This is a genomic window from Methylobacterium sp. ME121 (genome assembly GCF_000974725.1).
In the GTDB taxonomy this organism is placed as follows: Bacteria; Pseudomonadota; Alphaproteobacteria; order Rhizobiales; family Beijerinckiaceae; genus Methylobacterium; species Methylobacterium radiotolerans.
Window position 1 is genome coordinate 37,180 of sequence record NZ_BBUX01000002.1, and the last position, 22,972, is coordinate 60,151.

At 71.7% G+C, this 22,972-nt stretch carries 21 protein-coding genes; 1 reads left to right on the forward strand and 20 read right to left on the reverse strand.

Translation table 11 applies throughout. The features are described 5' to 3' along the window. Position 1 precedes the first annotated feature (1 nt). Positions 2 to 1,138, forward strand: coding sequence for a M48 family metallopeptidase (locus ME121_RS02630; protein WP_059408304.1), 1,137 nt, complete (start codon positions 2 to 4; stop codon positions 1,136 to 1,138). 199 nt (positions 1,139 to 1,337) lie between these two features. Here ME121_RS02630 and ME121_RS02635 read toward each other — a convergent pair whose 3' ends face one another. The 20 genes from ME121_RS02635 to ME121_RS02730 form a co-directional block, all read right to left on the reverse strand. Then, the gene (locus ME121_RS02635; RefSeq protein WP_059408305.1) at positions 1,338 to 3,377 is read right to left on the reverse strand and encodes a molybdopterin-containing oxidoreductase family protein; all 2,040 of its coding nucleotides are present in this window, start codon (positions 3,375 to 3,377) and stop codon (positions 1,338 to 1,340) included. A gap of 142 nt (positions 3,378 to 3,519) precedes the next feature. Continuing rightward, positions 3,520 to 4,335 (reverse strand): M55 family metallopeptidase, encoded by an 816-nt coding sequence (locus ME121_RS02640; RefSeq protein ID WP_024829436.1) that lies wholly within the window; start codon positions 4,333 to 4,335, stop codon positions 3,520 to 3,522. 3 nt (positions 4,336 to 4,338) lie between these two features. Continuing rightward, positions 4,339 to 5,412, reverse strand: coding sequence for a DmpA family aminopeptidase (locus ME121_RS02645; protein WP_059408306.1), 1,074 nt, complete (start codon positions 5,410 to 5,412; stop codon positions 4,339 to 4,341). Further along, positions 5,412 to 6,314: a glutathione ABC transporter permease GsiD gene (gsiD, locus tag ME121_RS02650; protein WP_012320185.1), complete on the reverse strand. Its 903-nt coding sequence runs from the start codon at positions 6,312 to 6,314 to the stop codon at positions 5,412 to 5,414. The genes ME121_RS02645 and gsiD overlap by 1 nt, the downstream gene beginning before the upstream one ends. A 7-nt stretch (positions 6,315 to 6,321) precedes the next feature. Beyond that, positions 6,322 to 7,242: a glutathione ABC transporter permease GsiC gene (gene gsiC / locus ME121_RS02655; RefSeq protein WP_058608377.1), complete on the reverse strand. Its 921-nt coding sequence runs from the start codon at positions 7,240 to 7,242 to the stop codon at positions 6,322 to 6,324. A gap of 105 nt (positions 7,243 to 7,347) precedes the next feature. Then, positions 7,348 to 8,895: a glutathione ABC transporter substrate-binding protein GsiB gene (gene gsiB, locus ME121_RS02660; protein ID WP_245337769.1), complete on the reverse strand. Its 1,548-nt coding sequence runs from the start codon at positions 8,893 to 8,895 to the stop codon at positions 7,348 to 7,350. A 31-nt stretch (positions 8,896 to 8,926) separates the two neighbouring features. Further along, positions 8,927 to 10,840 (reverse strand): dipeptide ABC transporter ATP-binding protein, encoded by a 1,914-nt coding sequence (locus ME121_RS02665; protein WP_059408308.1) that lies wholly within the window; start codon positions 10,838 to 10,840, stop codon positions 8,927 to 8,929. Positions 10,841 to 10,848: 8 nt separating this feature from the next. Further along, positions 10,849 to 11,826 carry an isoaspartyl peptidase/L-asparaginase family protein gene (locus tag ME121_RS02670; protein ID WP_053621032.1) on the reverse strand — a complete coding sequence of 326 codons (978 nt, stop codon included), beginning with the start codon at positions 11,824 to 11,826 and terminating at the stop codon, positions 10,849 to 10,851. Further along, positions 11,823 to 12,761: a MurR/RpiR family transcriptional regulator gene (locus ME121_RS02675; RefSeq protein WP_053621031.1), complete on the reverse strand. Its 939-nt coding sequence runs from the start codon at positions 12,759 to 12,761 to the stop codon at positions 11,823 to 11,825. The genes ME121_RS02670 and ME121_RS02675 overlap by 4 nt, the downstream gene beginning before the upstream one ends. Positions 12,762 to 13,043: 282 nt before the next feature. Further along, entirely contained in the window at positions 13,044 to 13,736 is a 693-nt protein-coding gene (locus tag ME121_RS02680; protein WP_024829429.1) for a GntR family transcriptional regulator, read from the reverse strand. Positions 13,737 to 13,821: 85 nt separating this feature from the next. Then, positions 13,822 to 14,586: a carboxymuconolactone decarboxylase family protein gene (locus ME121_RS02685; protein ID WP_059408309.1), complete on the reverse strand. Its 765-nt coding sequence runs from the start codon at positions 14,584 to 14,586 to the stop codon at positions 13,822 to 13,824. Continuing rightward, positions 14,583 to 14,972: a cupin domain-containing protein gene (locus tag ME121_RS02690; RefSeq protein ID WP_024829427.1), complete on the reverse strand. Its 390-nt coding sequence runs from the start codon at positions 14,970 to 14,972 to the stop codon at positions 14,583 to 14,585. The genes ME121_RS02685 and ME121_RS02690 overlap by 4 nt, the downstream gene beginning before the upstream one ends. 9 nt (positions 14,973 to 14,981) lie before the next feature. Next, positions 14,982 to 15,887 carry an NAD(P)-dependent oxidoreductase gene (locus ME121_RS02695; RefSeq protein ID WP_029358585.1) on the reverse strand — a complete coding sequence of 302 codons (906 nt, stop codon included), beginning with the start codon at positions 15,885 to 15,887 and terminating at the stop codon, positions 14,982 to 14,984. A 26-nt stretch (positions 15,888 to 15,913) separates the two neighbouring features. Further along, a complete protein-coding gene (locus ME121_RS02700; RefSeq protein ID WP_059408310.1) occupies positions 15,914 to 17,290 on the reverse strand; it encodes an MFS transporter in 1,377 nt (458 codons plus the stop codon). Positions 17,291 to 17,382: 92 nt separating this feature from the next. Next, entirely contained in the window at positions 17,383 to 17,784 is a 402-nt protein-coding gene (locus ME121_RS02705) for a carboxymuconolactone decarboxylase family protein (protein ID WP_059408311.1), read from the reverse strand. Positions 17,785 to 17,842: 58 nt separating this feature from the next. Further along, the gene (locus tag ME121_RS02710; RefSeq protein ID WP_059408312.1) at positions 17,843 to 19,279 is read right to left on the reverse strand and encodes an aldehyde dehydrogenase family protein; all 1,437 of its coding nucleotides are present in this window, start codon (positions 19,277 to 19,279) and stop codon (positions 17,843 to 17,845) included. Between the two features lie 4 nt (positions 19,280 to 19,283). Next, positions 19,284 to 20,156 (reverse strand): NAD(P)-dependent oxidoreductase, encoded by an 873-nt coding sequence (locus ME121_RS02715; protein ID WP_059408313.1) that lies wholly within the window; start codon positions 20,154 to 20,156, stop codon positions 19,284 to 19,286. A gap of 55 nt (positions 20,157 to 20,211) precedes the next feature. Further along, the gene (locus ME121_RS02720) at positions 20,212 to 20,538 is read right to left on the reverse strand and encodes an NIPSNAP family protein (protein WP_053621025.1); all 327 of its coding nucleotides are present in this window, start codon (positions 20,536 to 20,538) and stop codon (positions 20,212 to 20,214) included. A 12-nt stretch (positions 20,539 to 20,550) separates the two neighbouring features. After that, entirely contained in the window at positions 20,551 to 21,360 is an 810-nt protein-coding gene (locus tag ME121_RS02725) for an N-acyl homoserine lactonase family protein (protein WP_012320200.1), read from the reverse strand. Between the two features lie 320 nt (positions 21,361 to 21,680). Then, positions 21,681 to 22,874, reverse strand: a complete 1,194-nt coding sequence (locus tag ME121_RS02730) for an MFS transporter (RefSeq protein ID WP_245337768.1) — start codon at positions 22,872 to 22,874, stop codon at positions 21,681 to 21,683. Between the last annotated feature and the right edge of the window lie 98 nt (positions 22,875 to 22,972).

Genomic DNA, 22,972 nt, shown 5'->3' on the forward strand with positions numbered 1-22,972 from the left:
CTTGATCAGCCCTTCCGAAGCGACCGCCGGGGCGCCGATCGAGGTCGAAGGCCGCTACTTCGACGGCGTCAGCGCGCGGGCTCATCCCGTCACCCTGCGCCTCGACGACCGCTTCCGCGTCTCCGGGCCGGACGTCGCCCGGGACTGGAACCTGCTGGACCTGCGCGCCGCCGTCTCGGTGCCGCCGCTGATGCGGATCGGTCCGGCCGACGAGCCGGCCCGCGTGGAATTCTCGGACGCGACGCTCGCCGCGGCGCTCGCCGCGCGCTGCCCGGACCTGCACCTTCGGGAGGGTTCGGGCGGCACGGTGCGGCTCGTGCTCTGGTCTCTGGCGGCGGGTCTCTCGGTCCTGCTCGTGGCGGTCTTCGGCGTCCCGCAGATCGCCGGCCTGCTCGCCCCGCTCGTGCCGGACGCGGCCGAGTCGCGGCTCGGGGCGGTGGCGGAGCCGCAAGTCCTGCGCTTCCTCGGCGACCCGCCGGCCTGTGCGGAGCCCGCCGGGCGCGAGGCCCTCGACAAGCTCGTCGGTCGCCTCGTCGCGGCCGGGCAGGCTGAGGGCTCACTGCCGCCGGCTCTCGCCGTGAGCGTGCGCCGGCACGGGATGGCCAACGCCTTCGCCCTGCCGGGCGCCCGCGTGATCGTGCTCTCGAGCCTCATCGCGCGGGCGCGATCGGCCGACGAGGCCGCGGCGGTTCTGGCGCACGAGCTCGGCCATGTCCGCAGACGCGATCCGACCCGCTCCCTCATCCGGGCATCGGGCACCTCGTTCCTCCTGAGCCTCGTCCTCGGGGATCTGACCGGCTCGACCATCATCATCGCGCTGGGCGACGCGGTGCTCTCGGCCGGCTACAGCCGCGACGCCGAGCGGGCGGCGGATGCCTACGCGGTCGACCTGATGACGCGCGCGGGCGGCAACGGCGCGGCGCTCGCCGACATCCTCGAGCGCATCGCCAAGGACAAGCACGACGGCAAGAGCGACGTGCTGGACCTGCTGCGCAGCCATCCCTTCACGCGCGAGCGCGCGGCCGCGATCCGCGCCCAGGCGGGACCCGCGGCGCCCGAACGGCAGATCCTGTCGGGCGCCGCGTGGACCGCGCTCCAGGGCATCTGCGGGGCGGGGTCGACGAGGGCCGAGCCTTAGCCCGGCCCGCGGTCACGATCACCGCCCGCGGGCGGGAAAGCGCGGGCGCGGGAGAGCGCCGCCCGACCCCGTCGACCCCGACCGGCCGTGCGCCTGACCGGGATTCCGGGCAACGGATTGCTGTCGATTGTCCGTCCCCGGCTTCTGCGAGGGGGGCACCGGAAAAGGAGCGTGAGTTTCGACGGCCCGAACGCCCGGCTCAGGCCGCTCGAACCCAGACCGCAGTGTCGTGGAAGGCGGCACCGTCGTTGGGCGCGGCCGGCGCCGACCCGATCAGCGTGTTGATGCCCCCGTCCCCGCCCGCGAAGGCCGCGCTCGGCCACAGGCTCTCGACCACCACGACGCCCGGCTGCTGCCCCTCGGCGAGCCGCGCGTGCAACCGGACCCGACCGCGGGCATTGCCGACCTCGACGGCGTCGCCCGTACCGATCCCGAGCCGCACGCCGTCCGCCGGGTGGATCAGGCAGGTCGGCCGCCCCTCGCGGCGGAGCGACTCGGGCACGTTGGTGAAGGTCGCGTTGAGGAACTGACGGGCCGGCGGGGCGATCATCCGGAACGGGTGCTCCGCGTCGGCGGGCTCGGCCTCCGGCCAGTGATCCGGGAGGGCCGGCATGCCGGCCGCGCGCGGACCCAGCGCCGCCCAGTCGGGGGCGAAGCGGAAGCGCCCGTCGGGATGGCCGAACCCGGTCAGGAAGTGGCTCTCGGCGAAATCCGGCTGCGCGTCGATCCAGCCCTCCGCCTCCAGTCTGTCGAGACCGCCCCAGCCGGAGCGCGCGAGGGTGGCGTCGGCGAGGTCCCGGGCGGTCAGGCGGAAGCCCGCGTGGTCCGCGCCGAGCCGGGCGGCGAGCCCCGACAGGAGCGCGTGGTTCGAGCGGCACTCGCCCGGCGGCTCCAGGATCGCCGGCCCGGCCTGGATGTGGCTGTGGCCGCCGGCGCCGTAGATGTCGTCGTGTTCCAGGAAGGTGGTGGCCGGCAGCACGAGGTCGGCGAGCGCGGCCGTCTCGGTCATGAACTGCTCGTGCACGGCCACGAACACGTCCGGCCGCGTCAGCCCCGCGCGCACCCGGGCGCTGTCGGGCGCGGAGACCGCGGGATTGGCCGACTGGATCAGCATGGCGCGGACCGGCGGGCCGCCCAGCAGGGCGTCGGGATCGTCGGTGAGCACGGCGCCGATCCGGCTCATGTCGAGCTCGCGCACGCCGGGCGCCCTGGCGTCGAGCCCCTCCGTCAGGGTCTTGTCCCAGTTGAAGATCGCGGCGTGCTGCCAGAGGGCGCCGCCGCCCTCGTGCTGCCAGGCGCCGGTGACGGTCGGCAGGCAGGTCACCGCGTGCAGGTTCACCGCGCCGTTGCGGCTGCGGGTGAAGCCGAAGCCGCAGCGGATGTAGCTGCGCGGCGTGCGCCCGTAGAGGGCCGCGAAGGCCTCGATCGCGGCGGGCTCCAGGCCGGTGATCGCCGCCGCCCATTCGGGGGTGCGCGACGCCAGATGCGCCTCCAGCGCCGCCGTGTCCTCAGCCTGGGCGGCGAGGTAGGCCCGGTCCGCGTGGCCGTCGCGGAACAGGACGTGGAGCACCGCGCAGGCGAGCGCCCCGTCGGTGCCGGGCCGGAGCGCGAGGTGGAGGTCGGCCGCCGCCGCGGTCCCGGTGCGGTACGGATCGATCACCACCAGCTTGGCGCCCCGCGTCTTGCGGGCGCGGCTGATGTGGGTCATCGCGTTGACCTGGGTGCTCACCGGGTTGCCGCCCCAGACAACGATCAGGTCGGAGAGCGCCATCTCGCGGGGATCCGGGCCGGCGATCCGGCCGACCCCGGCGCTCCAGCCCGCGATCGCGACCGCCGTGCAGATGGTGCGCTTGCGCCGCGAGTAGCCCATCACGTGGGTGAGCCGGTGGATACCGTCGCGCTGGACGAGGCCCATGGTCCCGCCCGAATTGTACGGCCAGACCGCCTCCGCCCCCCAACGGTCCGCCGTCTCCGAGAAGGCCGCCGCCAGCCGGTCGAGCGCCGCGTCCCAGGAGATCCGGCGCCACGCCCCGCCGCCCTTCGGCCCGACGCGCTCCAGCGGGTGGAGGATCCGGTCCGGGTGGTGGACGCGCTCGCCGTAGCGGCTGACCTTCGCGCAGATCACCCCGGCCGTGTAGGGATTGTCGCCGCCCCGGACCGACACGACGCGCCCGTCCGCGACCTGCACGTCGAGGCTGCAGGCAGAGGGACAATCGTGCGGGCAGACGGTCCGGACCAAGCGACGAACTCCCGTGGCGCCAGCATGGGGAAGCAAGGACCGTGCGGTTCTGGGCCTTCGGCCGGAAGACCGCAAGGCGCGCATGCCGCCGCCTCTCGGGCGACGCCGTGCGGATCGTCGCCGTCGCGCCGGCCGCGAGGGCTCAGCGCAGCGCGCTCGACATCGCCGAGAGGGCGTTGATCACCTGGACCGCCTCCGCGACGTGCGCCGCCGCGAACACGACCTCGCTGCCCTCCCCCCGCCGGAGGCTCGGCCACAGGCAGAACAGGTCCGCCAGGGCCGGTGTCTGCGCGCGCACGCGGACCTCCAGCGGACCCTCGAGGCGGAAGGGCCGCGCGCTCGACTCCCGGAGGGCCGCTGCGACGGCCTCGCCGATCGCCGCGCAGCTCTGCGCCGGCGAGAGGCTGATGCCGCTGTTCTGCCCCGTCGCGCGCTTGGTCTCGACGAAGCGCGTACCCGGGAGCAGCGCGCGGTTCTCCGCGACGAACACGTCGTCGCCGCTCGCCATCGCCACAGGCACGCCGTAGGCGCCGGCCAGCGCGCCGTAGAGGCCGGCCTCGCCGAGTTCCTGGCCGTTGATCGCGATCCGCGCGAAGGCGAAGCTGTTAACCGTGTGAGCCAGGATGCCCCGGCCGCTCGCCCGCGCGTGGTAGCCGACGAGGCAGACCGCATCGATGTCCTGATCGATCCCGGCCATCATCCCGAGGGGCCGCGGCTTGCCCTGCACGGCCTGCGCCCTGGGGTCGAGGAGGTCCGGGGGCATGTTGCGGAAGTCGCCGTGCGAGTCGTTGACCAGCACCGCCCGCGCGCCGCCGTCGAAGGCGCCCGCGACGGCGGCATTGGCCTCCCGCGTCATCAGCACCCGCGCGCGCTCGTACTCGGGATTCCCCGGCGTCGTCTGGACGCGGTGATAGATCCCGGCGACACCCTCGATATCCGTCGAGATCAGGACGCGCATCGCTCAGGCTCCGAGAATTTCGGCCCAGCCGGGCAGGAGATCCGTCAGCGCGTCCCGCCGGTGGCCGTCGCGGCCCGTCACCGCCTGGGCCCGCCAGAGGGCGTGGATGATCGCCTGCTCGACCCCGTCCGCGGCGGCCTCGAACAATGGATCGAGCTCCGCGTCGTGCAGCAGGGTGGGCGCCGGCATCGGGCGGTCGGGATCCTGCGGCACCGTGTAGGCGGTCGTGAAGGCCAGCGCGATGTCGCCGCTGCCGTGGCCGAACACCGAGCCGGTGCGGGCGAGGCCGGCCCCGGCCCGCAGGGCGAGGCGGCGGAGCTGGCGCGCGTCGAGGGGCGCGTCGGTGGCGACGATCATGATGATCGAGCCCTTCTCCGGCGGCTCCACGCCGGATTCCGGTTCCCCGGCGGCCGCCCGGAGGTGGGCGGCGAGCGGCGTGCCGCACACCCGGATCTGCGACGGCTTGCCGAAATTGGACAGGACGAGGGTGCCCAGCGTGAACCGGCCGCGCGCGCGCGTGCGGACACGGCGGGAGGCGGTGCCGATGCCGCCCTTGAGGCCGAAGGTCGACATGCCGCGCCCGGCTCCGACCGACCCTTCCGCGACGGCGGAACCGGCCGCGTCGAGGGCGTCGCGGTAGTGGCACGCCGCCACCGCCATGCGCTGGATGTCGTTGAGGTAGCCGTCGTTGCACTCGAAGACGAGCGGGTTGAGCGTCGGCAGCGCGCGCCCGATCTCCGGATTGTCGGCGATCGCGGCGCAGATCTGGGCGGCGGCCACCGCCGGCACCGAGACGGTGTTGGTCAGGGCGATCGGCGTCTCCAGCACGCCGAGTTCCTCGACCTGCATCAGGCCGACGGACTTGCCGAAGCCGTTGAGCACGACGCCGGCCGCCGGAACGCGGTCGCGGTAGGGATCGCCGCCGTGCGGGCGCACGACCGTCACCCCCGTCTGCACGTCGCCCTCGGCCAGCGTGCAATGGCCGACCGTCACGCCCGGGACGTCGGTGATGGCGTCGCGCGGGCCCCGCGGCAGGCGGCCGACGCGGGGCGCGGGGCGCGCGGGAGCGGCCTGCATCACAGGCGGTCGATCTTCGGGTCGAGGGCGTCCCGGAGCCCGTCCCCGAGGAGGTTGAAGGCCAGCACCGTGAAGAAGATCGCGAGGCTCGGGAACAGCGCGACGTGCGGCGCCGAGACCATGTCGGCGCGCGCCTCGTTCAGCATGGCGCCCCACTCGGGCGTCGGCGGCTGCGCGCCCATGCCGAGGAACGACAGGCTCGCGGCCGTGATGATCGAGGTGCCCAGCCGCATGGTGAAGTAGACCACGATGCCCGAGATCGTGCCCGGCAGGATGTGGCGCAGGAGGATCGTCCGGTCGGGGGCGCCGATGCTCCGCGCGGCCTCGATGTAGGTGCTGTTCTTCAGGACCAGGGTCGTGCCGCGCACGAGGCGCGCGAAGGCCGGGACGCTGAAGACCGAGACCGCCACGACGACGTTGACGAGCCCGGAGCCCAGGATGGCGACGACGCCGAGCGCCAGGAGGATGCCCGGGAAGGCGAACAGCACGTCGGACATGCGCATGACGATCCGGTCCCACCAGCCGCCGTAATAGCCCGCGAGGAGACCGAGCACGGTCCCGACGAGGCCGCCGACGGCGACCGACAGGAAGCCGGTCGCGAGGGAGATCCGCGCCCCCTCGACGATGCGGCTCAGGATGTCGCGCCCGAGGGGATCGACGCCGAGCCAGTGCGCGAGCGAGGGGCCCTCGTTGATCCGGTCGTAGTCGAAGTCGTTGACCGGGTCGTAGGGCACGATCCACGGGGCCAGCACGGCGACCACGACCAGCAGGCCGATGAAGCCCAGGGCAACGACGGCGACGCGCTGGCGCCGGAACTTGCGCCAGAATTCCGACCACGGCGTCCGGATGCCGGTGGGAACGGGCGCGACGGTGGGGGCGGCGGGGACGAGGATGTCGGTCACGGCCGGCTCACCTGTAGCGGATGGTCGGGTTGATGAGGCCGTAGAGCACGTCCACGACCAGGTTGATCAGGATGAACTCCAGGGAGAACAGCAGGACCAGGGCCTGGATCACCGGGTAGTCGCGCTGGTTCACGGCATCGACGAGCAGGCGGCCCATGCCGGGCCAGTTGAACACCGCCTCCACGACGATCGAGCCGCCGAGCAGGAAGCCGAACTGCAGGCCCATCATGGTCACGACCGGGATCAGAGCGTTGCGCAGGCAGTGCTTGGCGATGACGACCCGCTCCTTGAGCCCCTTGGCGCGCGCGGTGCGGACGAAATCCTCGCCGATGACCTCCACGAAGGCCGCGCGGGTGAAGCGGGCCATCACGGCGGCCACGGCCGCGCCCAGCGTCAGCGACGGCAGCACGTAGTGCCGCCACGTGTCGGCGCCGACGGTCGGCAGCCAGCCGAGCTCGACCGAGAAGATCTGCATCAGGAGGATGCCCAGCGCGAAGGCGGGGAACGAGATGCCGGACACGGCGAGCGTCATCCCGACCCGGTCGGGCCACTCGTTGCGGTAGACCGCCGAGACGATGCCGATGATCAGCCCGAAGGCGACCGCCCAGGCCATGCTGGTGAGCGTGAGCAGAAGGGTCGGCAGGAAGCGCTCGCCGATCTCGGTCGAGACCGGGCGGCGGGTGCGGATCGAGACGCCGAGATCGCCGCGGGCGAGGTTGGCGAAGTAGCGCACGAACTGTTCCGGCAGGGACCGGTCGAGGCCGAGTTCGGTGCGCACCAGCGCCACCGTCTGGGCGTCGGCATCCTGCCCGGCCGCCAGCCGGGCAGGATCGCCGGGCAGCAGGTGGACGAACAGGAAGACCAGCACCGAGACGATCAGCAGCGTCGGCAGCAGCCCGAGGAGCCGCTTGAGCAGGAAGGTCAGCATAGGCTCGCGCCCGGGATCCGGGGTTTCCGTGAGGCGATCGCGCGGGAGCGCCGCGCCGGGCCGGCCATCGATCGGGCCGCCCGGCGCAGGGTCCGCGATCGGCGGCTACTGAGCGACGGCGATTTCGCCGGAATCGATGTTGCCATCGGGCATGACGTACACGCCGGAGAGCCGCGCGGAGGTCGCGTAGAGGTTCTGCTCGGTGACCAGCGGCGCCCAGGGGGCGTCCTTCATGACAATCTCCTGGGCCTTGGCGTAGAGTTCGGCCCGCTCCGCGTCGTTCGTTGAGACCAGCGCCTTGGCGAGGAGGGCGTCGAACTCGGCGTTGCTGTAATAGGCGGTGTTGTTGAGCTTCGGCGGCCACGCCTCCGTCGCCAGCAGCGGCCGCAGGCCCCAGTCGGCCTCGCCGGTCGAGGACGACCAGCCGGCATAGTAGAGGCGGACGCGGGCGGTCTTCGGATCCGGAGCGGTCTGCACCCACTCGGTGCGCTGGCCGGGCTCCAGGGCCAGGGTCTGGACCTTGATGCCGACCTGCCCGAGCTGCTGCTGGAGGAACTGGATCGCCTTCTGGGCCGTGGTGGTGGTGTAAGCGCTCCAGAGGGTCGCCTCGAAGCCGTTGGCGTAGCCGGCCTCCTTCAGGAGCTGGCGCGCCTTGGCCGGGTCGTAGGGCCAGGGATCCATCTTGTGGGCGTAGCGCACGCCCTGCGGGACGATGCCCTGGGCGGGGAAGGCGTAGCCCGCGAAGGCGACCTTGGCCAACGCCTCCTTGTTGATCGCGTAGTTGATCGCCTGGCGGACGCGCAGGTCGTCGAACGGCTTCTGCAGCACGTTCATGCTGAGATACCGCTCGATGATCGAGGCGTGGACCTCGATCTTCAGCTTCTTGCTGGCTTCGAGCATCTTGGCCTGCTCGTAGGGCAGCGGGAAGGCGAAGTCGGCCTCTCCGGTCTGCAGCATGGCGGCGCGCGTACCGTTCTCGGGCACCGGCTTCCACGTGATGGTGTCGACCTTGGGCAAGCCGGCCTGCCAGTAATCGGCGAACTTCGCGCCCTTGACGTAGTCGGTCTGCTTCCAGTCGACGAAGGTGAACGGCCCGGTGCCGACCGGGTGGAAGGCGATGTCCTTGCCGTATTTCTTGAGGGCCATGGGCGAGATGATCGCCGCCGAGGCGTGGGCCAGCGAGTTGATGAACGGCCCGAAGGGCTCCTTCAGGGTGATGCGCAGGCTCGTGGGCGAGAGCACCTCGATCGTCTTGATGCGGTTGAACTGGTTGTACCGCGCGAGGTGGTTCTCCGGGTCGAGGACGCGGTCGAGATTGGCCTTCACCGCAGCGGCGTCGAACGTCGTGCCGTCGTGGAATTTGACGCCCTCGCGCAGCTTGAACGTGTAGACTAGGCCGTCGGGCGAGGTCTCGTAGCTCTCGGCCAGGACGTTGCGGACCTTCAGGTCCTTGTCGAAGCCGAAGAGGCCCTCGTAGAACGACTTGGTGACGGCGGTCGTGAGCGTGGTGTTCGTGTTGTACGGGTCGAGGGTCTCGGGCTGGCCGCTGATCGCCAGGATCGGGTCGCCCGCCGCGGCGGCGGGCGCGGCCGCCACGGCGAGCAGGCCGGCGGCGAGGAGGAAGCGCTCGAACATGGTCAGACCTCGGGGCATGGGACGATCCTGCTGGCGGGGATAGGCAATGTCAGGCGGCGAGGCCGCCGACGGTGTGGCGGGCGACGAGATGGCCGGGGCCGATCTCGACGAGGGGCGCGACCTGCGGCTCGTCGCCGATGGCCCGGACCGGGCTCGGGATCTCGTCGGTCAGGAGCCGGCGGGCGCGCAGGTGCCGGCGGGCCGGGTCGGCGACCGGCACCGCCGCCATCAGCTTGCGGGTGTAGGGGTGCTGCGGGTTCTCGAAGATCGCCCGGCGCGGGCCGATCTCGACGATCTGGCCGAGATACATCACCGCGACCCGGTGGCTGATCCGCTCGACCACCGCCATGTCGTGGCTGATGAACAGGTAGGCGAGGCCGAACTCCCGCTGGAGGTCGAGCATCAGGTTCACGATCTGCGCCTGGATCGACACGTCGAGCGCCGAGACCGCCTCGTCGGCGACGATGACCTTCGGGTTCAGGGCGAGGGCCCGGGCGATGGCGATGCGCTGCCGCTGCCCGCCCGAGAACTCGTGCGGGTAGCGCTGCGCCTGGTCGGGCGTCAGCCCGACGCGCTCGAGCAGCCACGCCACCCGCGCCTCCGCCTCCCGGCGCGTCGCGATCCCGTGGACCAGCAGCGGCTCCATGATCGAGAAGCCCACGGTCAGGCGGGGATCGAGGGACGCGTACGGGTCCTGGAAGATGAACTGGATGTTGCGCCGCAGGCCGCGGAGCTGCCCGGGGGGCAGGTCGCGGACGTTGCCGCCGTCGAACTCGATCAGGCCGCTCTCGCTCTCCACGAGGCGCAGGAGCGAGCGGCCCGTCGTGGACTTGCCGCAACCGGATTCGCCGACGAGGGCCAGGGTCTCGCCGGGATGGAGATCGAAGCTGACCCGCTCCACCGCGTGGACGCGGCGGCGCACGCGGTTGAGCAGGCCGCCGCGGATGTCGAACCGGGTGACGAGGTCGCGCACACGCAGGATCGGACCGGCGCCGGCGCGGACTGTGTCGTGGGGCGCGTCGACCGCGGCGGCCGCCCCCTGCCCTGCCGTCTGTTCCCGGGCCCCGGCCCGCAGCAGGTCGAACTTCCGCGGCAGGTCGCTGCCCGCCATCGCGCCGAGCCGGGGCACGGCCGCGAGCAGCGCCCGGGTGTAGGCATGGCGCGGCGCGGCGAAGAGCGCGGGCGCCGCCCCCTCCTCGACCTTGTCGCCGCGGTACATGACCAGCACGCGGTCGGCGATCTCGGCCACGACCCCCATGTCGTGGGTGATGAAGACGACGCCCATCTTCATCTCGGCCTGGAGGCTGCGGATCAGTTCGAGGATCTGGGCCTGGATCGTGACGTCGAGGGCCGTGGTCGGCTCGTCGGCGATGAGCAGTTGCGGCTTGCAGGACAGGGCCATGGCGATCATCACGCGCTGGCGCATGCCGCCGGAGAGCTGGTGCGGGTAGCGCGTGAGGACGCTGCGCGCCTCGGGGATGCGCACGAGGTCGAGCATCCGCAGGGCCTCGGCCCGGGCGGCGGAGGCGCTCTTTCCCTGATGGACGCGGATCGATTCCGCGATCTGGTCACCGGCGGTGAAGACCGGGTTCAGGGAGGTCATCGGCTCCTGGAAGATCATCGCGATCTCGGCGCCGCGGATCGCCCGCATCTTGGCGTTCGGGGCGGCGGCGAGGTCGAGGACCTCGCCCGAGCCGCGCCGGAACAGCATCTGCCCGGCCGCGATCCGGCCGCCGCCGTGCTCCACGAGGCGCATCAGACTCAGCGAGGTCACGGACTTGCCCGACCCGGACTCGCCGACGATCGCCAGGGTCTCGCCGGCATCGACGTGGAACGACAGGTCGCGGACCGCCTCCACGACCCGCTCGGAGGTCGCGAAGCGGACGGTGAGGCCGCTGACGGAGACGACCCGCTCGTCGGGCATCGCGGTGGGAGAGCCGGTTCCGGCTGCGATGGTCGGCATGGCGGATCTCAGCGCGCGGGAGCCGGGACGCGGCGGGATTCGCCGAAGATCGCGGTGGTTGGCACCTCGCCGGGGCGGACGACACCGCGATACATGCCCTCGGTGTTGAACGGCATCGCGACCCGGCCGTGCGCGTCGACGGCGATCAATCCGCCGCGGCCCCCGACCGCCGGGAGAGCGTCCTCGACCACCGCCCGAGCCGCCGCCGCGAGGTCCTGGCCCCCGTAGGCCATGCGCGCGCAGACATCGTGCGCCGCCGCGACGCGGATGAAGGCTTCCCCCGTGCCGGTGCAGGAGATTGCGGCGGTCCGGTCGTCCGCGTAGGTGCCCGCGCCGATCAGCGGCGAGTCGCCGATCCGGCCGGGACGCTTGTTGGTCATGCCGCCGGTCGAGGTCAGGGCGGCGAGATGGCCGTCCCGGTCGAGGGCGACGGCACCCACCGTGCCGAACTTGCGGGTCTCGTCGAGGGGGCCCGACGCCGCGTCGTGGTCGAGGGCGACCTGTCCGGCGGCCCGGGCCCGGCGGAGCTGGTCGCGGCGGGCCTCCGTCGAGAAGAAGTCCGGCTCGACCATCTCCAGGCCGTGCTGCCGCGCGAAGGCCTCGGCGCCGGCCCCGGCCATCAGGACGTGCTCGCCCGCCTCCATCACCGCGCGGGCCGCGCGGCCGGGCCGGCGCACCCGCGCGACGCCCGCGACGGCGCCGGCCCGCAGGGTGGCGCCGTCCATGATCGCGGCGTCGAGCTCGTGGGTCTCGGCGCTGGTGAAGACGGCCCCGTGGCCGGCGTTGAAGAGCGGGCACTCTTCGAGGAGGTCGACGGCGACACCCACGGCGTCGAGGGCGCTGCCGCCGGCGGCGAGGCAGGCCGCTCCGGCCGCCAGGATGTCGGCGAGGGCCGCGTGATAGCGCGCCTCGCCGGGATCGGCTTGGCCCGACGCGATCGTCCCGGCGCCGCCGTGGATCACGAGAACGGGGCGGTGGTCGCTCATGGAACGGTTCCCGGAGGCGGGGTGTCGGGCAGGTCGTCGGCTCCGCCCTGCGGCGGCCAGGCGGCGTAGTCGCGGTCGAGCCAGGGCAGCACCGCTTCCGTCACCCGCGTCGCGGCCGGGACGAGATCCACGGTCGCGTGGGCGAAGGCGCTCGCGAGGGCCTCGACGAGGGCCGTCAGGCTGGCATCCGAGGCCGCGAAGTAGTGGCAGTCCGTCTGGGCGTAGAGCGCGAGGGTGGCGGTCGCCACGAGGGGCGAGTGCGGGCCGTCGGTCAGCGCCAGCACCGCGGCGCCGTGCTTCCGGGCGATCTCGGCCAGCCGCACCGTGTCGGCGAAGTAGCGCGGGGTGGCGAGGGCGATGACGAGGTCGTCGGCCGTCAGCCGGCGCAGGGTCCGCGCGGCGAAGCCCGGTCCCTCCAGCGTCGCCAGCAGGTGCACGTCCTCGCGGTTCACGTCGAGGTTGCGCGCGAGGATGCCGGCCGGCCAGCTGCTGCTGCCCAGGCCCACGACGTAGACCCGCCGGGCCTGCCGGATCGCCTCGACCGCGCGCCCGCACGTCTCGCTGTCGAGCCCGCGCCGCGTCGCCTCGATGTTGCGGACGATGTCGGCCAGGGCCCCGTCGAGGATGCCGGACACGGTCGCGGGCTGCTCCCGGCCGCCGCGCAGCTTCTCGACCGGGGCGAGCGCCTTCTCGTAGCCGAGGACGAGGGCCGCGCGGAATCTCGCGTAGCCCGCGTAGCCGACGGCGCGGGCGAACCGGTTGGCGGTCGCGACGGAGACGCCGACGAGATCCGCCAGCTCGTTCACCGGGAGCGTCGCGGCGCGGAGCGGGTGATCGAGGACGAACCGGGCGACCTGCCGATGGGCGGCGCTGAGGGACGGGTACGCCTGCGCGATGCGCTGGGCGACGGATGCTTCCCCCGGTTGCAGTGCCACGGCGCCAGGCTCGATCGAAAATTCTCAACTGAGCCGAGATTGAGAAACTTTTAGATCATTTGCAAGCCGAGACCTGCCGCTTCCGGTGACATCCCCTGTACAAATCATCGCGTTCCATGAGTCGCCGGAAGGCGCATCGGCGGCGAACGCGCGCTGCGGCGCGCCCCGCCGCCCCTCCCCGGCCTGGCGGCATGGCTGGTCGGCCATCGCCGGCGACCGGCACCGGATCGTGTCAGCGGGTCGGCCGAAGGACGGGCGGGCTCGCGGCCGAGGGGTTTCGGCTCAGCTCACCGCGTCGAGCGGCGTCTGCGCGGTCCGAGACGCGAGCTGCTTCAGGGCGACCGCGCACGCGTTGGTGACGTGGAGGCGGGCCAGCTGCTCCGCCTGCGCGGCGTCCCGCTTCTGGAAAGCGGCCACGAGGGCGTCGATCTCGGCGAGGCTGTGCGGCAGCCGCTCCGGATGCATCAGGGATGTCGCCCGCAGCAGGTTGATCCGGGAGTAGAACCCGCGGAGGATCTCGCGGACGAGATCGTTGCCGCAATGGCTGAGCATGACGTCGTACAGGATGCCCTTGGCGCGCAGGACGCGGTCCGTGTCGCCGCTGCCGGCGGCCTCGCGCAGATCCGCCGCGGCCCGCCCGAACTGCAGGATGGCGGCATCCGCGGCCTGCGTGGCGAATTCGTGCGCCGCGTAGCCCTCGAGGACGGCGCGCAGTGCGTAGAGCTGACGCGCCTCCTCCACCGAGATCGAGGCCACGACCGGGCCGCGATGCGGCACCGTGTGGACGAGCTTCTCGGCCTCGAGCCGGCGCAGGGCCTCGCGCACGGAGGCGCGGCTGACGCCGAGCCCCTCGCACAATTCGCGCTCGATCAGCCGCTCGCCGGGGGCGTAGACGCCCGAGGTGATCGCCTCGCGGACGGCGTCCTCGACCTTGCGACGGAGCGTGTCCGGCTGGATGGCGCTGATCTTGTTCATCGCTGGGTGTTCGGGGATCGCGGCTGGGCCGCACGGGTGACATGGCGCGGCCTCGGGTGGCAAGGCATGCCCCGCAGCGCGCCCGTCAGCCCCGGCCCCGAGCCTCCAGCTCGTCGCGCAGGATCGGCGCGGCCAGTTCCGCGCCGTGCATGCCGATCAGACTGACGATCTCGAGAACCTCCATGAGTTCTTCCTTGGTCGCCCCGTAGCCGAGGGCGTTCTTCATGTGCATCTTCAGGCCCGGCACGTAGAGATGGGTCGCCGCCGCGTCGAAGGCGCAGTAGACGAACTCCTTCATCTTCGGCGTGAGCACGCCGTGGCGCCAGGGCCAGGCCGAGAAGTCGAGGTAGCCCTCGAACAGGTCGGGATCGAGTTCGAGAAGACCGTCCCAGAACGTGTGCCAGTAGCCCCGGTCGCGGGTGAAGTCGGATCTCAGCTGCTCCTGGCGCGGTGTCAGCGGCGCGGGGCCGCTCCGCTGGCCAGCCTCTTCCAGCACCTCCAGCAGCAGCGGCACGCCGATGTTGCAGGCGTGAATACCGAGCGTCGCGGTGAGCGCGAGCACCTCCGTGATCTCGTCGGCCGTCGCGCCCGCGTCGAGGGCGTTGCGGATCTGGCGGCGGGTTCCGGGCGCGTAGAGGTGGGTCGCGGCCGTCGCGGCCGAGAGCGCGATCAGGGCGCGGTCCTTGGCGCCGAGATGGTTCTTGCGCACCGGGACCGTCGCCAGCCGCGCCCAGGCGTCGAGGAAGCCCGGGGCCAGCTCGGCCAGAGCCGCCTGCTCGGGATCCCAGTAGCCGAGCTCGCCCTGCACGGTGTGCCGGAGGCTCTCCGGGTTCGGGGCGGTTCCGGTCATGCCGTGGCTCCGGCGTAATCGGCCTCGACCACCTCGTCCTGCCAGTCGGTCTTGCCGAGCGAGATCGCCGTGTGGATCAGGTAGCTGTCGGCGGCCGCGCCGTGCCAGTGCCGCTCGTCCGCGGGGATCCAGACGGTGTCGCCCGCCCGGATCGGCTGCGCCTGCTGGCCCGCGACGCAGATCCAGCCCTTGCCGGCGGTGACCTGCAGGATCTGACCCTGCGCGTGCGCGTGCCAGAAGGTCCGCGCGCCGGGCGTGAAGAAGACGTTGTTGATCATCACGCCGCCCGTCGACGGCATGACCGGATCGGCCCAGACCTGCCCGGTGAAGGTCGGCCCGCGGCTCTCGGACTTCGCGCTGTTCTCGCGACCGTGGAAGATCTGCATCGTATCCTCTCAGTTCTCGTGTCGGTTGCCGTGAAGCCGGACACCGCCGGAGACGTCGCCGATGGCGTCGACGACGCGGTTGGAGATGACGTCGCCGTAGCCGAGCGCCGTGGCGAGGCCGAAGCTCGCCATCGGGCCCGACGCGTTCAGGGAGGCGACGCCGAGCTCGTGCAGGAGATCGGTGTAGAGCACGACGTCCTTGGTCATCAGCTTGCCGGTCAGGCCGCCTTCCAGGTAGTCGCCGTCGACGATCTTCGGGAAGCGGTTCAGCGTCGCGAAGTTGACTCCGCTGGAGGCGTTCAGCACCTCCAGGAGCCGGTGCAGGTCGAGCCCGGCCTTCCGGCCCGCCACCATGACCTCCGCGGTGGCGGCGAGGCTGACCGCGTTCAGGAAGTTGTTGAGCAGCTTGGTCGTGTGGCCGGCGCCGGAGCCGCCCATCACGACGACCTTCCGGGCGATCGGCGCGAACACCCAGCCCAGCCGGTCGATCACGGCCGGATCGCCGCCGACCATCAGGGTCAGCGTCCCTTTCTCGGCGGCCGCGGCGCCGCCGGAGATGCCCGCGTCGACATAGGCGACGCCGCGCTCGGCCAGCGCCGCGGCGATGCGGCGCGTCGAGCTGGCCGAGGCCGTGCTGAGGTCGACGACGATCTGCCCGTGCCGGCAGCCCGCGAGGACGCCGCCCTTGCCGAGCACGACGCGCTCGACCACCTTGCTGTCGGGCAGGGACATCAGGACCACGTCCGCCGCCTCGACGACCGCGGCGATCGAGGCCGCTTCCGTCGCGCCCCAGCGCGCCGCGGCCTCCGGGTCGGTGTCGAAGCCGACGACGTCGATCTCCGCCCCGGTCAGGCGGCGCGTCATGCGGCCGCCCATGTTGCCGAGCCCGATGAAGCCGATCCGGTTCCCGTTCATGCTGCAACCTCCGCGCGGCGTCCGTCTCAGTGCCCGGTGCCGAAATCGACGTCCCTGGTCTCCGGCCCGATGAGCGCGCCCACGGTGCCGATCAGGCCGCCGACGATCAGCAGGGCCACGGGCGTCAGCGCGAGCGGCATCAGCGCGCTCAGCCAGTCCATGTAGAAGGCGTAGAAGGACGGGATCACCACCGAGAGGCTGAAGCCGATGCCGAAGCCGGTGGCGCGGACATCCGTGGCGAAGCGCTCGTTGATGTAGGTGACGATGACGCCCCAGGGCGAGGTCACGATCACCGCCAGGAGGCTGACCAGCAGCACGCGGGTGCCGAAGGCCATCCCGGGCGTGACGGTCAGCGTGTAGAGGATGTACGCGCCGACGGTCGCGATCAGCGGGCCGACGACCAGGAAGAAGCGCCGGCGGCCGATCATCTGCCCCAGCAGTCCGGAGCCGATGTAGCTGAAGAACAGGATCGTGTAGCAGATCATCAGCGTCGCGGTCAGCGCGAAGCCGTCGAGGTGCAGGGTCTTCACCAGCAGACCGGTCGGCATGTAGATCGTGATGATGTTCTGCGTCGTCCAGAAGCCGGTCATCAGAAGCAGGACCTGCAGGAGATCGCGCCCGCCCTTCCCGGAAAGCAGACCCGCCATGGGTGATGTCTCGGCCTGGACCGCGCCGCCGGCCGCTTCCTTCTTCCAGACCTCCGATTCCGAGACCTTGTGGACGTAGTAGAGGGCGAGCAGGCCGGCGAGCGCCGCGCCGACGATGAAGGGGATGCGCCAGCCCCAGACCGTGTAGGGCGATCCTGGCCCGTCCAGCGGGAACAGGTAGAACATCAGCATCGTGATGAGGTTGATGCTGACATAGGCGGCCGGGAAGCCCGCGATGATCAGGCCGCCGACGAAGCCGCGCTTGTCCTTCTTCGAGTACTCGATGGCGAGCGGCATCGCCCCGGTGTAGCCGCCGCCGAGGAAGATCCCGTCGAGGAAGCGCAGCAGGACCAGCAGGATGTACGAGGCGAGGCCGAGCGTCTCGTAGCCGGGCAGCAGGCCGATCAGCAGCGTGATCACGCCGAAGCCCGCCACCGAGTAGATCGAGGCGGCCCGGCGCCCGACCTTGTCGGCGATCAGCCCGAAGATCAGCGCGCCGATCGGGCGGCCGAGCAGCGTGGTGATGAACACCAGCGACGCCAGCACCGTCTCCATCTGGGGTGACAGGTTCTTCGGCTGGAACATGAACATCACCGGCGCCAGCGCGACCACCGGCAGGTAGATGTCGAACATGTCGATGTATTCGGAGAAGAACGCGCCGCGGATGGCGCTTCGTCGCTTCTCCTCGATCGACTGGGACGAGGCCGGGCGCGCGCCCGCTGCGTCCGTTGCCAAGGCCGCCGACGTGACCGACATGGCGTCTCCCTCCCTGTTGTACTGCCGCGCAACTTTTTTGACTGCGTCGGAGCGTGGGCGCGGGCGCCGAGCCCGCGCGGTCGTCCGCGGGATCAGCGCCCGCCGGCCTGCTCCGCGTCCCACGCGGCGATCGCCGCAGAGGCGGTGCGGAAGGCGGCCAGGGCCGCCGGGGCGCCGCAATAGACGAGGGCCTGCATCAGCACGGCTTGGATCTCGTCCTTGGTCACGCCGTTGTTGAGCGCGCCTTTGACGTGGACGCCGAGCTCGTGGTGCTGGTTCATCGCGGTCAGCATGGCGATGTTGAGCATGCTGCGGGTCTTGAACGGCAGCGTCTCGTCGCCCCAGACTGCGCCCCAGCAATACTCGGTGACGAGCCGCTGGACCGGCCGGTTGAACGCGTCGGCATTGGCCCAGGACTTCTCGACATGGGCGGCGCCGAGGACGGTCTTGCGGTTCTCGAAACCTTTACCGAACAGCTCGCTCTCGTCGGACATCTACTTCTCCTGGTCGGGGCCGACGCGCGAAGACGCCGGCCGCATCACGCGGGACGGATCAGTCGAGGCCGAAGCCGATCATCGCCTTCGTCTCGAGGTATTCCTGGAGACCGGCCTCGCCCCATTCCCGGCCGTTGCCGGACTGGCGGTAGCCGCCGAAGGGCGCGTGGACGTCCGGGGGCGGGTAGTTGATGTGGACCTGGCCGCCGACCAGCCGCCGCGCCACGGCGCGCGCCCGGTCGCGGTCTCGCCCCTGCACGTAGGCGGCGAGCCCGTAGCGCGACCCGTTGGCGATCGCGACGGCGTCGTCCTCGCTGTCGTAGGCGAGGATCGACAGGACCGGGCCGAAGATCTCCTCCTGCGCGATGGTCATGTCGGGGGTCACGTCGGCGAACACCGTCGGACGGACGTAGAAGCCGCGGTCCAGGTGGTCCGGCCGCTCCGGGCCGCCGGCGACGAGCCGCGCGCCCTCCGCGATGCCAGTGCGGATCAGCCCGACGACGCGCTCGTACTGGGTGCGGTTGACCACCGGGCCGAGATCCGTCTCAGGATCCGCGGTCGGGCCGAGCCGGAAGCCGGAGGCCGCCTCGGCCGCGATGGCGGCCGCCTCGTCCATCCGGGCTCGGGGCACGAGCATCCGCGTCGGGATGGAGCAGGACTGGCCGGAATTGGTGCAGCAGGCCGCGACGCCGCGCCGGACCGCCTGATCGAAGTCGACGTCCTCGAGCAGGATGTTGGCGGACTTGCCGCCGAGCTCCTGCGCGACGCGCTTGATGGTCGGGGCCGCCGCCCGGGCGATCTCGATCCCGGCGCGGGTCGACCCGGTGAACGAGACCATGTCGATCCCCGGATGCGAGGCGATCGCCGCGCCGACGCCGGGGCCGTCCCCGTTGACGAGGTTGAACACGCCCGGCGGAACGCCCGCGTCGTGCAGGACCTGCGCGAACAGCATCGCGCTGACGGCCGAGTACTCGCTGGGTTTCAGCACCATCGTGCAGCCGGCCGCGAGCGCGGGGGCGATCTTCACGACGATCTGGTTGATCGGCCAGTTCCAGGGGGTGATCAGACCGCAGACGCCGATCGGCTCGCGCCGGATCCGGGTGGTGCCGCGATCCTCCTCGAAGGCGAAGCGCTCCATCACCTCGATGAGCGCGTTGAGGTGCGCCGGTCCCCGCGCCGCCTGCCCCTTGCGGGCGAAGCCGATCGGCGAGCCCATCTCCTGCCGGATCGTCTCGGCGAAGGTCTCGAACCGCTCCTCGAACAGCGCGAGGATCCGGCGCAGCAGCGTGACGCGCGCGGCGGGCGCCGTCTCCGAGAAGGCCGGGAAGGCGGCGCGGGCCGCGCGGACGGCCCGGTCGACATCCTCGGCACTGCCGAGCGCGAGGGTGCCGAACGCGGTCTCGGTGGCGGGATCGATCAGCGGGAACGGCCGGGCCGCGACCGGCTCGACCCAGGCGCCGTCGATGTAGAAGCGGCTCAGGTCCGGGAGTGCCATCGTCTCAGGCTCCCTTGGCCAGCAGGCGGTACATCTCGGTGTGGTCGGCCGCGGGCCCGACCTCCCCGGCGATCGCGTGCCAGGTCTCGATGCAGTGGCGGCCGAAGTCGAGCGGGTAGTCGACCGACTCGGCCAGCGCCCCGGCGATGCCGAGATCCTTGTCCATCAGCTTCAGCGAGAAGCCCGAGGCGAAGCTGCCGCTGAGCATGAACTGCTTGACCTTGTTCTCGGAGGTGTTGCTGCGCCCGGACGAGGCGTTGAGCACGTCGGTCATGGCCTCCGGCGCGATGCCGAAGCGCTGGGCCACGTGGAGCGCCTCGACGGTGGCGAGCAGGCCCGCGGCGGAGACGAAGTTGTTCAGCGCCTTGGCGGCGTGGCCCGATCCCGCCGGGCCGATATGCAGGACGGAGGTGCCCATCGCCTCCAGCACCGGCCGCCAGCGGGCGAGGAGGTCCGCCGCGCCGCCGACGAGGATCGCGAGCGTGCCGTTGACCGCCCGCTTCACGCCGCCCGAGACCGGCGCGTCCAGGTAGCCGAGCCCTTTCCCGGCGAGCGTCTCGCCGAGCGCGCGGGACCGCACCGGCTCCGACGAGCTCATGTCGATCACGGTGGCGCCGACCGGAAGCGCGTCGGCCCAGCCTTCGTCGAGCAGCACCGCCTCGACGATGGCGGAGTTCGGCAGCATCGTGATCAGGAGATCGAGCCCGGCGGCGTTCTCCCGCGTCAGCGTCGTCGCGCCGAGGTCCCGGGCGAGCGCGTCGGTCCGGCCCGCGTCCGCGTCGAGCAGGCGGAGCACGTGCCCCGCCTTGGCGAGGCACCGGCTCATGGGGTCGCCCATCATGCCGAGACCGATGACGCCGATGGTTCTCTGTTCCATGCCGTGAATGTCCCTCTGGGCGACAGCCGGAGCGGCTCGACGCCGCGTGTCCCCGTCAGCGCAGGGCGGAGAAGTCCGTGGGGCTGAGGAAGGTGTTCTCGATCCGGGCGACGATCGGCCGGTCCTTCTCAGTCTCGGCGCGGGCGGCGATCCAGTCCGGATCGGCCTGGAAGGCGTTCCAGCGCGCCTCGCGCTGGGCCATGTCGTCCCACTTGAGCAGGTAGGTGAGCGCGTGGTTGTCGGGACCGACGAGCGTGGTCCAGAAGCCGATCTGCTCGATGCCGTATTTCTGGAAGAAGCCGAGCGTCGTGGAGCGGAAGCGTTCCAGCAGGGCCGGCAGACGTGTCGGGGCGCAGTAGTAGACACGCATCTCGACGATCATGGAATCCTCCAGTCAGTAGGTCGGTGAAGCGGTCGGGGGCAGGTCGACGCGCGCGATCCATCCGGCGACATCCTCGGCCGCCGGCGGGTAGATCGCGAGAACCTGCGGATCGTGGCCCGGGACAATGTGATCCTCGGATTCGGCCAGGCGCCGGACGGTCCGGTAGCCCTCGAACATGTCGCCGACGTTGAAGACGATCGGATAGGCGAGCCGGCGGCCGATATTGGCGAAGAAGTGCGCGGCGTCGGAGGCCAGAACGACCCAGCCGCGCGCCGTGCGGACCCGGACGATCTGCAGGCCATCCGAGTGCCCGCCGACCCGGTGGAGGGTGATCCCCGGATACAGCGTGTCGGTCGTCTCGCGGAAGCGGACGCGGTCCTCGAACAGCCGGTCCACCATCGCCTTCACGTCCTCGGCGGCGAAGGGGTGGCGGACCTCCGGGTGGCACATGCAGCGGCCGGTGCAGAAGGCCATCTCGCGCTCCTGGACATGGAAGCGGGCCTTCGGGAACAGGTCGTGGTTGCCGGCATGGTCGTAGTGCAGGTGGGTCAGGACGACGTCCTCGATCTGAAGCGGGTCGACCCCGATCCGCGCCAGCCCCTCCTCGACCGGCCGGACGATGTCGCGGCCCCGCTTCGTCGCCATCGCCCGGTCGAAGCCCGTGTCGACGACGATCGTTCGGCCAGCGCCCGCGACGACCCACACGAAGTAGTCGATCGGCATTGGCCCATCGTGGATGTCCCCGCCGATGAAGTTCTCGCGGGCCATACGGTGATGATGCGCGTACTTGATCGCGTAGATCTTGTAGATCTCTGCGTCCATGCGGGCGTTTCCTTCAGGCGGCCGGTTGAACCGGCTCTTCCTCGCGGGTGCATCTCATCCGCGACTCGAATTGAGCATATCGTCCGACAATCTGTCAATCAGGCGATAGCGTTTTTGACGGCCGCAGTCGATCGTCCCGCTCAGTGATGCCGGGCGCCATCAGGTCGTTCGCGTGGGATGGAAACGGCCAGCCCGGGGGCGTTGGCGTCTGTCAGCACCCCGGGGCACGCCTGGACGCGGCATCGGGGATCGCTGCGGACGGCCCGGGCGAGCCCCCCGCGGAACGCTGCCTCGCTTCCGTGACCGGCGCGCGGAGCCGATCACGCCTGCTCGTTCGGGCGGCGCATCGCGAAGCCGAAGACCCAGAGGGACAGGCCGAGATTGATCGCCGCCACGGCCAGCATGACGTCCAGCAGCGGCATGAGGCCGAACCGTTCGGCGATGTAGCCGCAGGCCAGCGGGGTGACCGCCTGACCGAGGAGCGGCAGGCGGGCGAGCCGGCCCATCGCGGCCGCGTATTCGCGCTGTCCGTAGAGCGCCAGCGGCAGCGTGCCCCGCACGACGGTGCGCATGCCGTTGCCGGCGCCGTAGAGCAGCATCGCGAGCCACGCCAGCGACGGCAAAGTCGCCAGCAGCAGGAGGCCGAGCCCGACGCTGGCGCTCGACAGGAGCAGGGCCCAGGCCGGATGGGCGCGGCGGCCGAAGGCGAGTTCGACGACGCGCACGCCGACCTGGGCCGGACCGATCAGGCCGGTCAGGGCCACGGCGGCGGTGCCGCCGACGCCCAGCGTCTGGAGCAGGTTGAGCAATTGCACCGAGGCGGCGGTCATGATCATCGCCGCCATCGTGAAGGTCACCGCGAGCAGGCGCTCGGCCGGCAGACGCGCGGCTTCGGCCGACCCCGCCGGCCCGGCAGGCCGCGGCGGCGTCGGTCCTGCAGCAGCCCGGCTCCGCGCCGGAAGCGCCCAGGCGAAGAGCGGGGCCACGAAGGCGACGGACAGGATCGCGTAGGTGAGGCAGGCCCCGCGCCAGCCGACATGATCGACCAGAAACCGCGTCGCCGGCCAGCAGAGCGAGACCGCCAAGCCCGACGAGATCGCGATCTGCGTCATCGCCCCGCGTGCGGCGGGGCCGTAGGCCTGGCCGATCGCGGCGAAGAGGGGATCGTAGAGCGCGGCCGACATGCCGAGACCGGCGACCACCCAGGCGAGCAGGAAGACCGGCAGGGTCTGGGCGACCGCCATCAGCACGAGGCCGGCCGCGATGATCGTGGCACCGATGACCAGGACCGGCCGCCCGCCGTGGCGCCGGATCATGCGGCCGACGAAGGGCGCCGGCAGACCCGACACGAAGATCGCCAGCGATAGGGCACCCACCACCATCGCCTGCGGCCAGCCGGTCTCGGCGACGACCGGGTCCGAGACGACCGCGGTGAGGAAGAAGGTGCCGCCCCACAGGACGATCTGCGTCACGCCGAGGGCGGTGTTGCCGGCGAGGGTCGGCCGCGGCGGCACCTCGGTTGGCTCGGAACTGCGCGCAAATGGGGCGCCGGGCACGATGATGATGTCTCCGCTGGGTCGCGTTCGAGGCTGCAGGGCCTCGCCCTTCACTA

Excerpts from the sequence above, each read along its gene's own strand:
- ME121_RS02695 (WP_029358585.1), bottom strand. The coding sequence starts at position 15,887 with ATGAACGGGAACCGGATCGGCTTCATCGGGCTCGGCAACATGGGCGGC.
- ME121_RS02645 (WP_059408306.1), bottom strand. The coding sequence starts at position 5,412 with ATGCAGGCCGCTCCCGCGCGCCCCGCGCCCCGCGTCGGCCGCCTGCCG.
- ME121_RS02720 (WP_053621025.1), bottom strand. The coding sequence starts at position 20,538 with ATGATCGTCGAGATGCGTGTCTACTACTGCGCCCCGACACGTCTGCCG.
- ME121_RS02710 (WP_059408312.1), bottom strand. The coding sequence starts at position 19,279 with ATGGCACTCCCGGACCTGAGCCGCTTCTACATCGACGGCGCCTGGGTC.
- ME121_RS02665 (WP_059408308.1), bottom strand. The coding sequence starts at position 10,840 with ATGCCGACCATCGCAGCCGGAACCGGCTCTCCCACCGCGATGCCCGAC.
- ME121_RS02690 (WP_024829427.1), bottom strand. The coding sequence starts at position 14,972 with ATGCAGATCTTCCACGGTCGCGAGAACAGCGCGAAGTCCGAGAGCCGC.
- ME121_RS02685 (WP_059408309.1), bottom strand. The coding sequence starts at position 14,586 with ATGACCGGAACCGCCCCGAACCCGGAGAGCCTCCGGCACACCGTGCAG.
- ME121_RS02640 (WP_024829436.1), bottom strand. The coding sequence starts at position 4,335 with ATGCGCGTCCTGATCTCGACGGATATCGAGGGTGTCGCCGGGATCTAT.
- ME121_RS02725 (WP_012320200.1), bottom strand. The coding sequence starts at position 21,360 with ATGGACGCAGAGATCTACAAGATCTACGCGATCAAGTACGCGCATCAT.
- ME121_RS02680 (WP_024829429.1), bottom strand. The coding sequence starts at position 13,736 with ATGAACAAGATCAGCGCCATCCAGCCGGACACGCTCCGTCGCAAGGTC.
- ME121_RS02705 (WP_059408311.1), bottom strand. The coding sequence starts at position 17,784 with ATGTCCGACGAGAGCGAGCTGTTCGGTAAAGGTTTCGAGAACCGCAAG.
- ME121_RS02715 (WP_059408313.1), bottom strand. The coding sequence starts at position 20,156 with ATGGAACAGAGAACCATCGGCGTCATCGGTCTCGGCATGATGGGCGAC.
- ME121_RS02670 (WP_053621032.1), bottom strand. The coding sequence starts at position 11,826 with ATGAGCGACCACCGCCCCGTTCTCGTGATCCACGGCGGCGCCGGGACG.
- gsiC (WP_058608377.1), bottom strand. The coding sequence starts at position 7,242 with ATGCTGACCTTCCTGCTCAAGCGGCTCCTCGGGCTGCTGCCGACGCTG.
- gsiB (WP_245337769.1), bottom strand. The coding sequence starts at position 8,895 with ATGCCCCGAGGTCTGACCATGTTCGAGCGCTTCCTCCTCGCCGCCGGC.
- ME121_RS02700 (WP_059408310.1), bottom strand. The coding sequence starts at position 17,290 with ATGTCGGTCACGTCGGCGGCCTTGGCAACGGACGCAGCGGGCGCGCGC.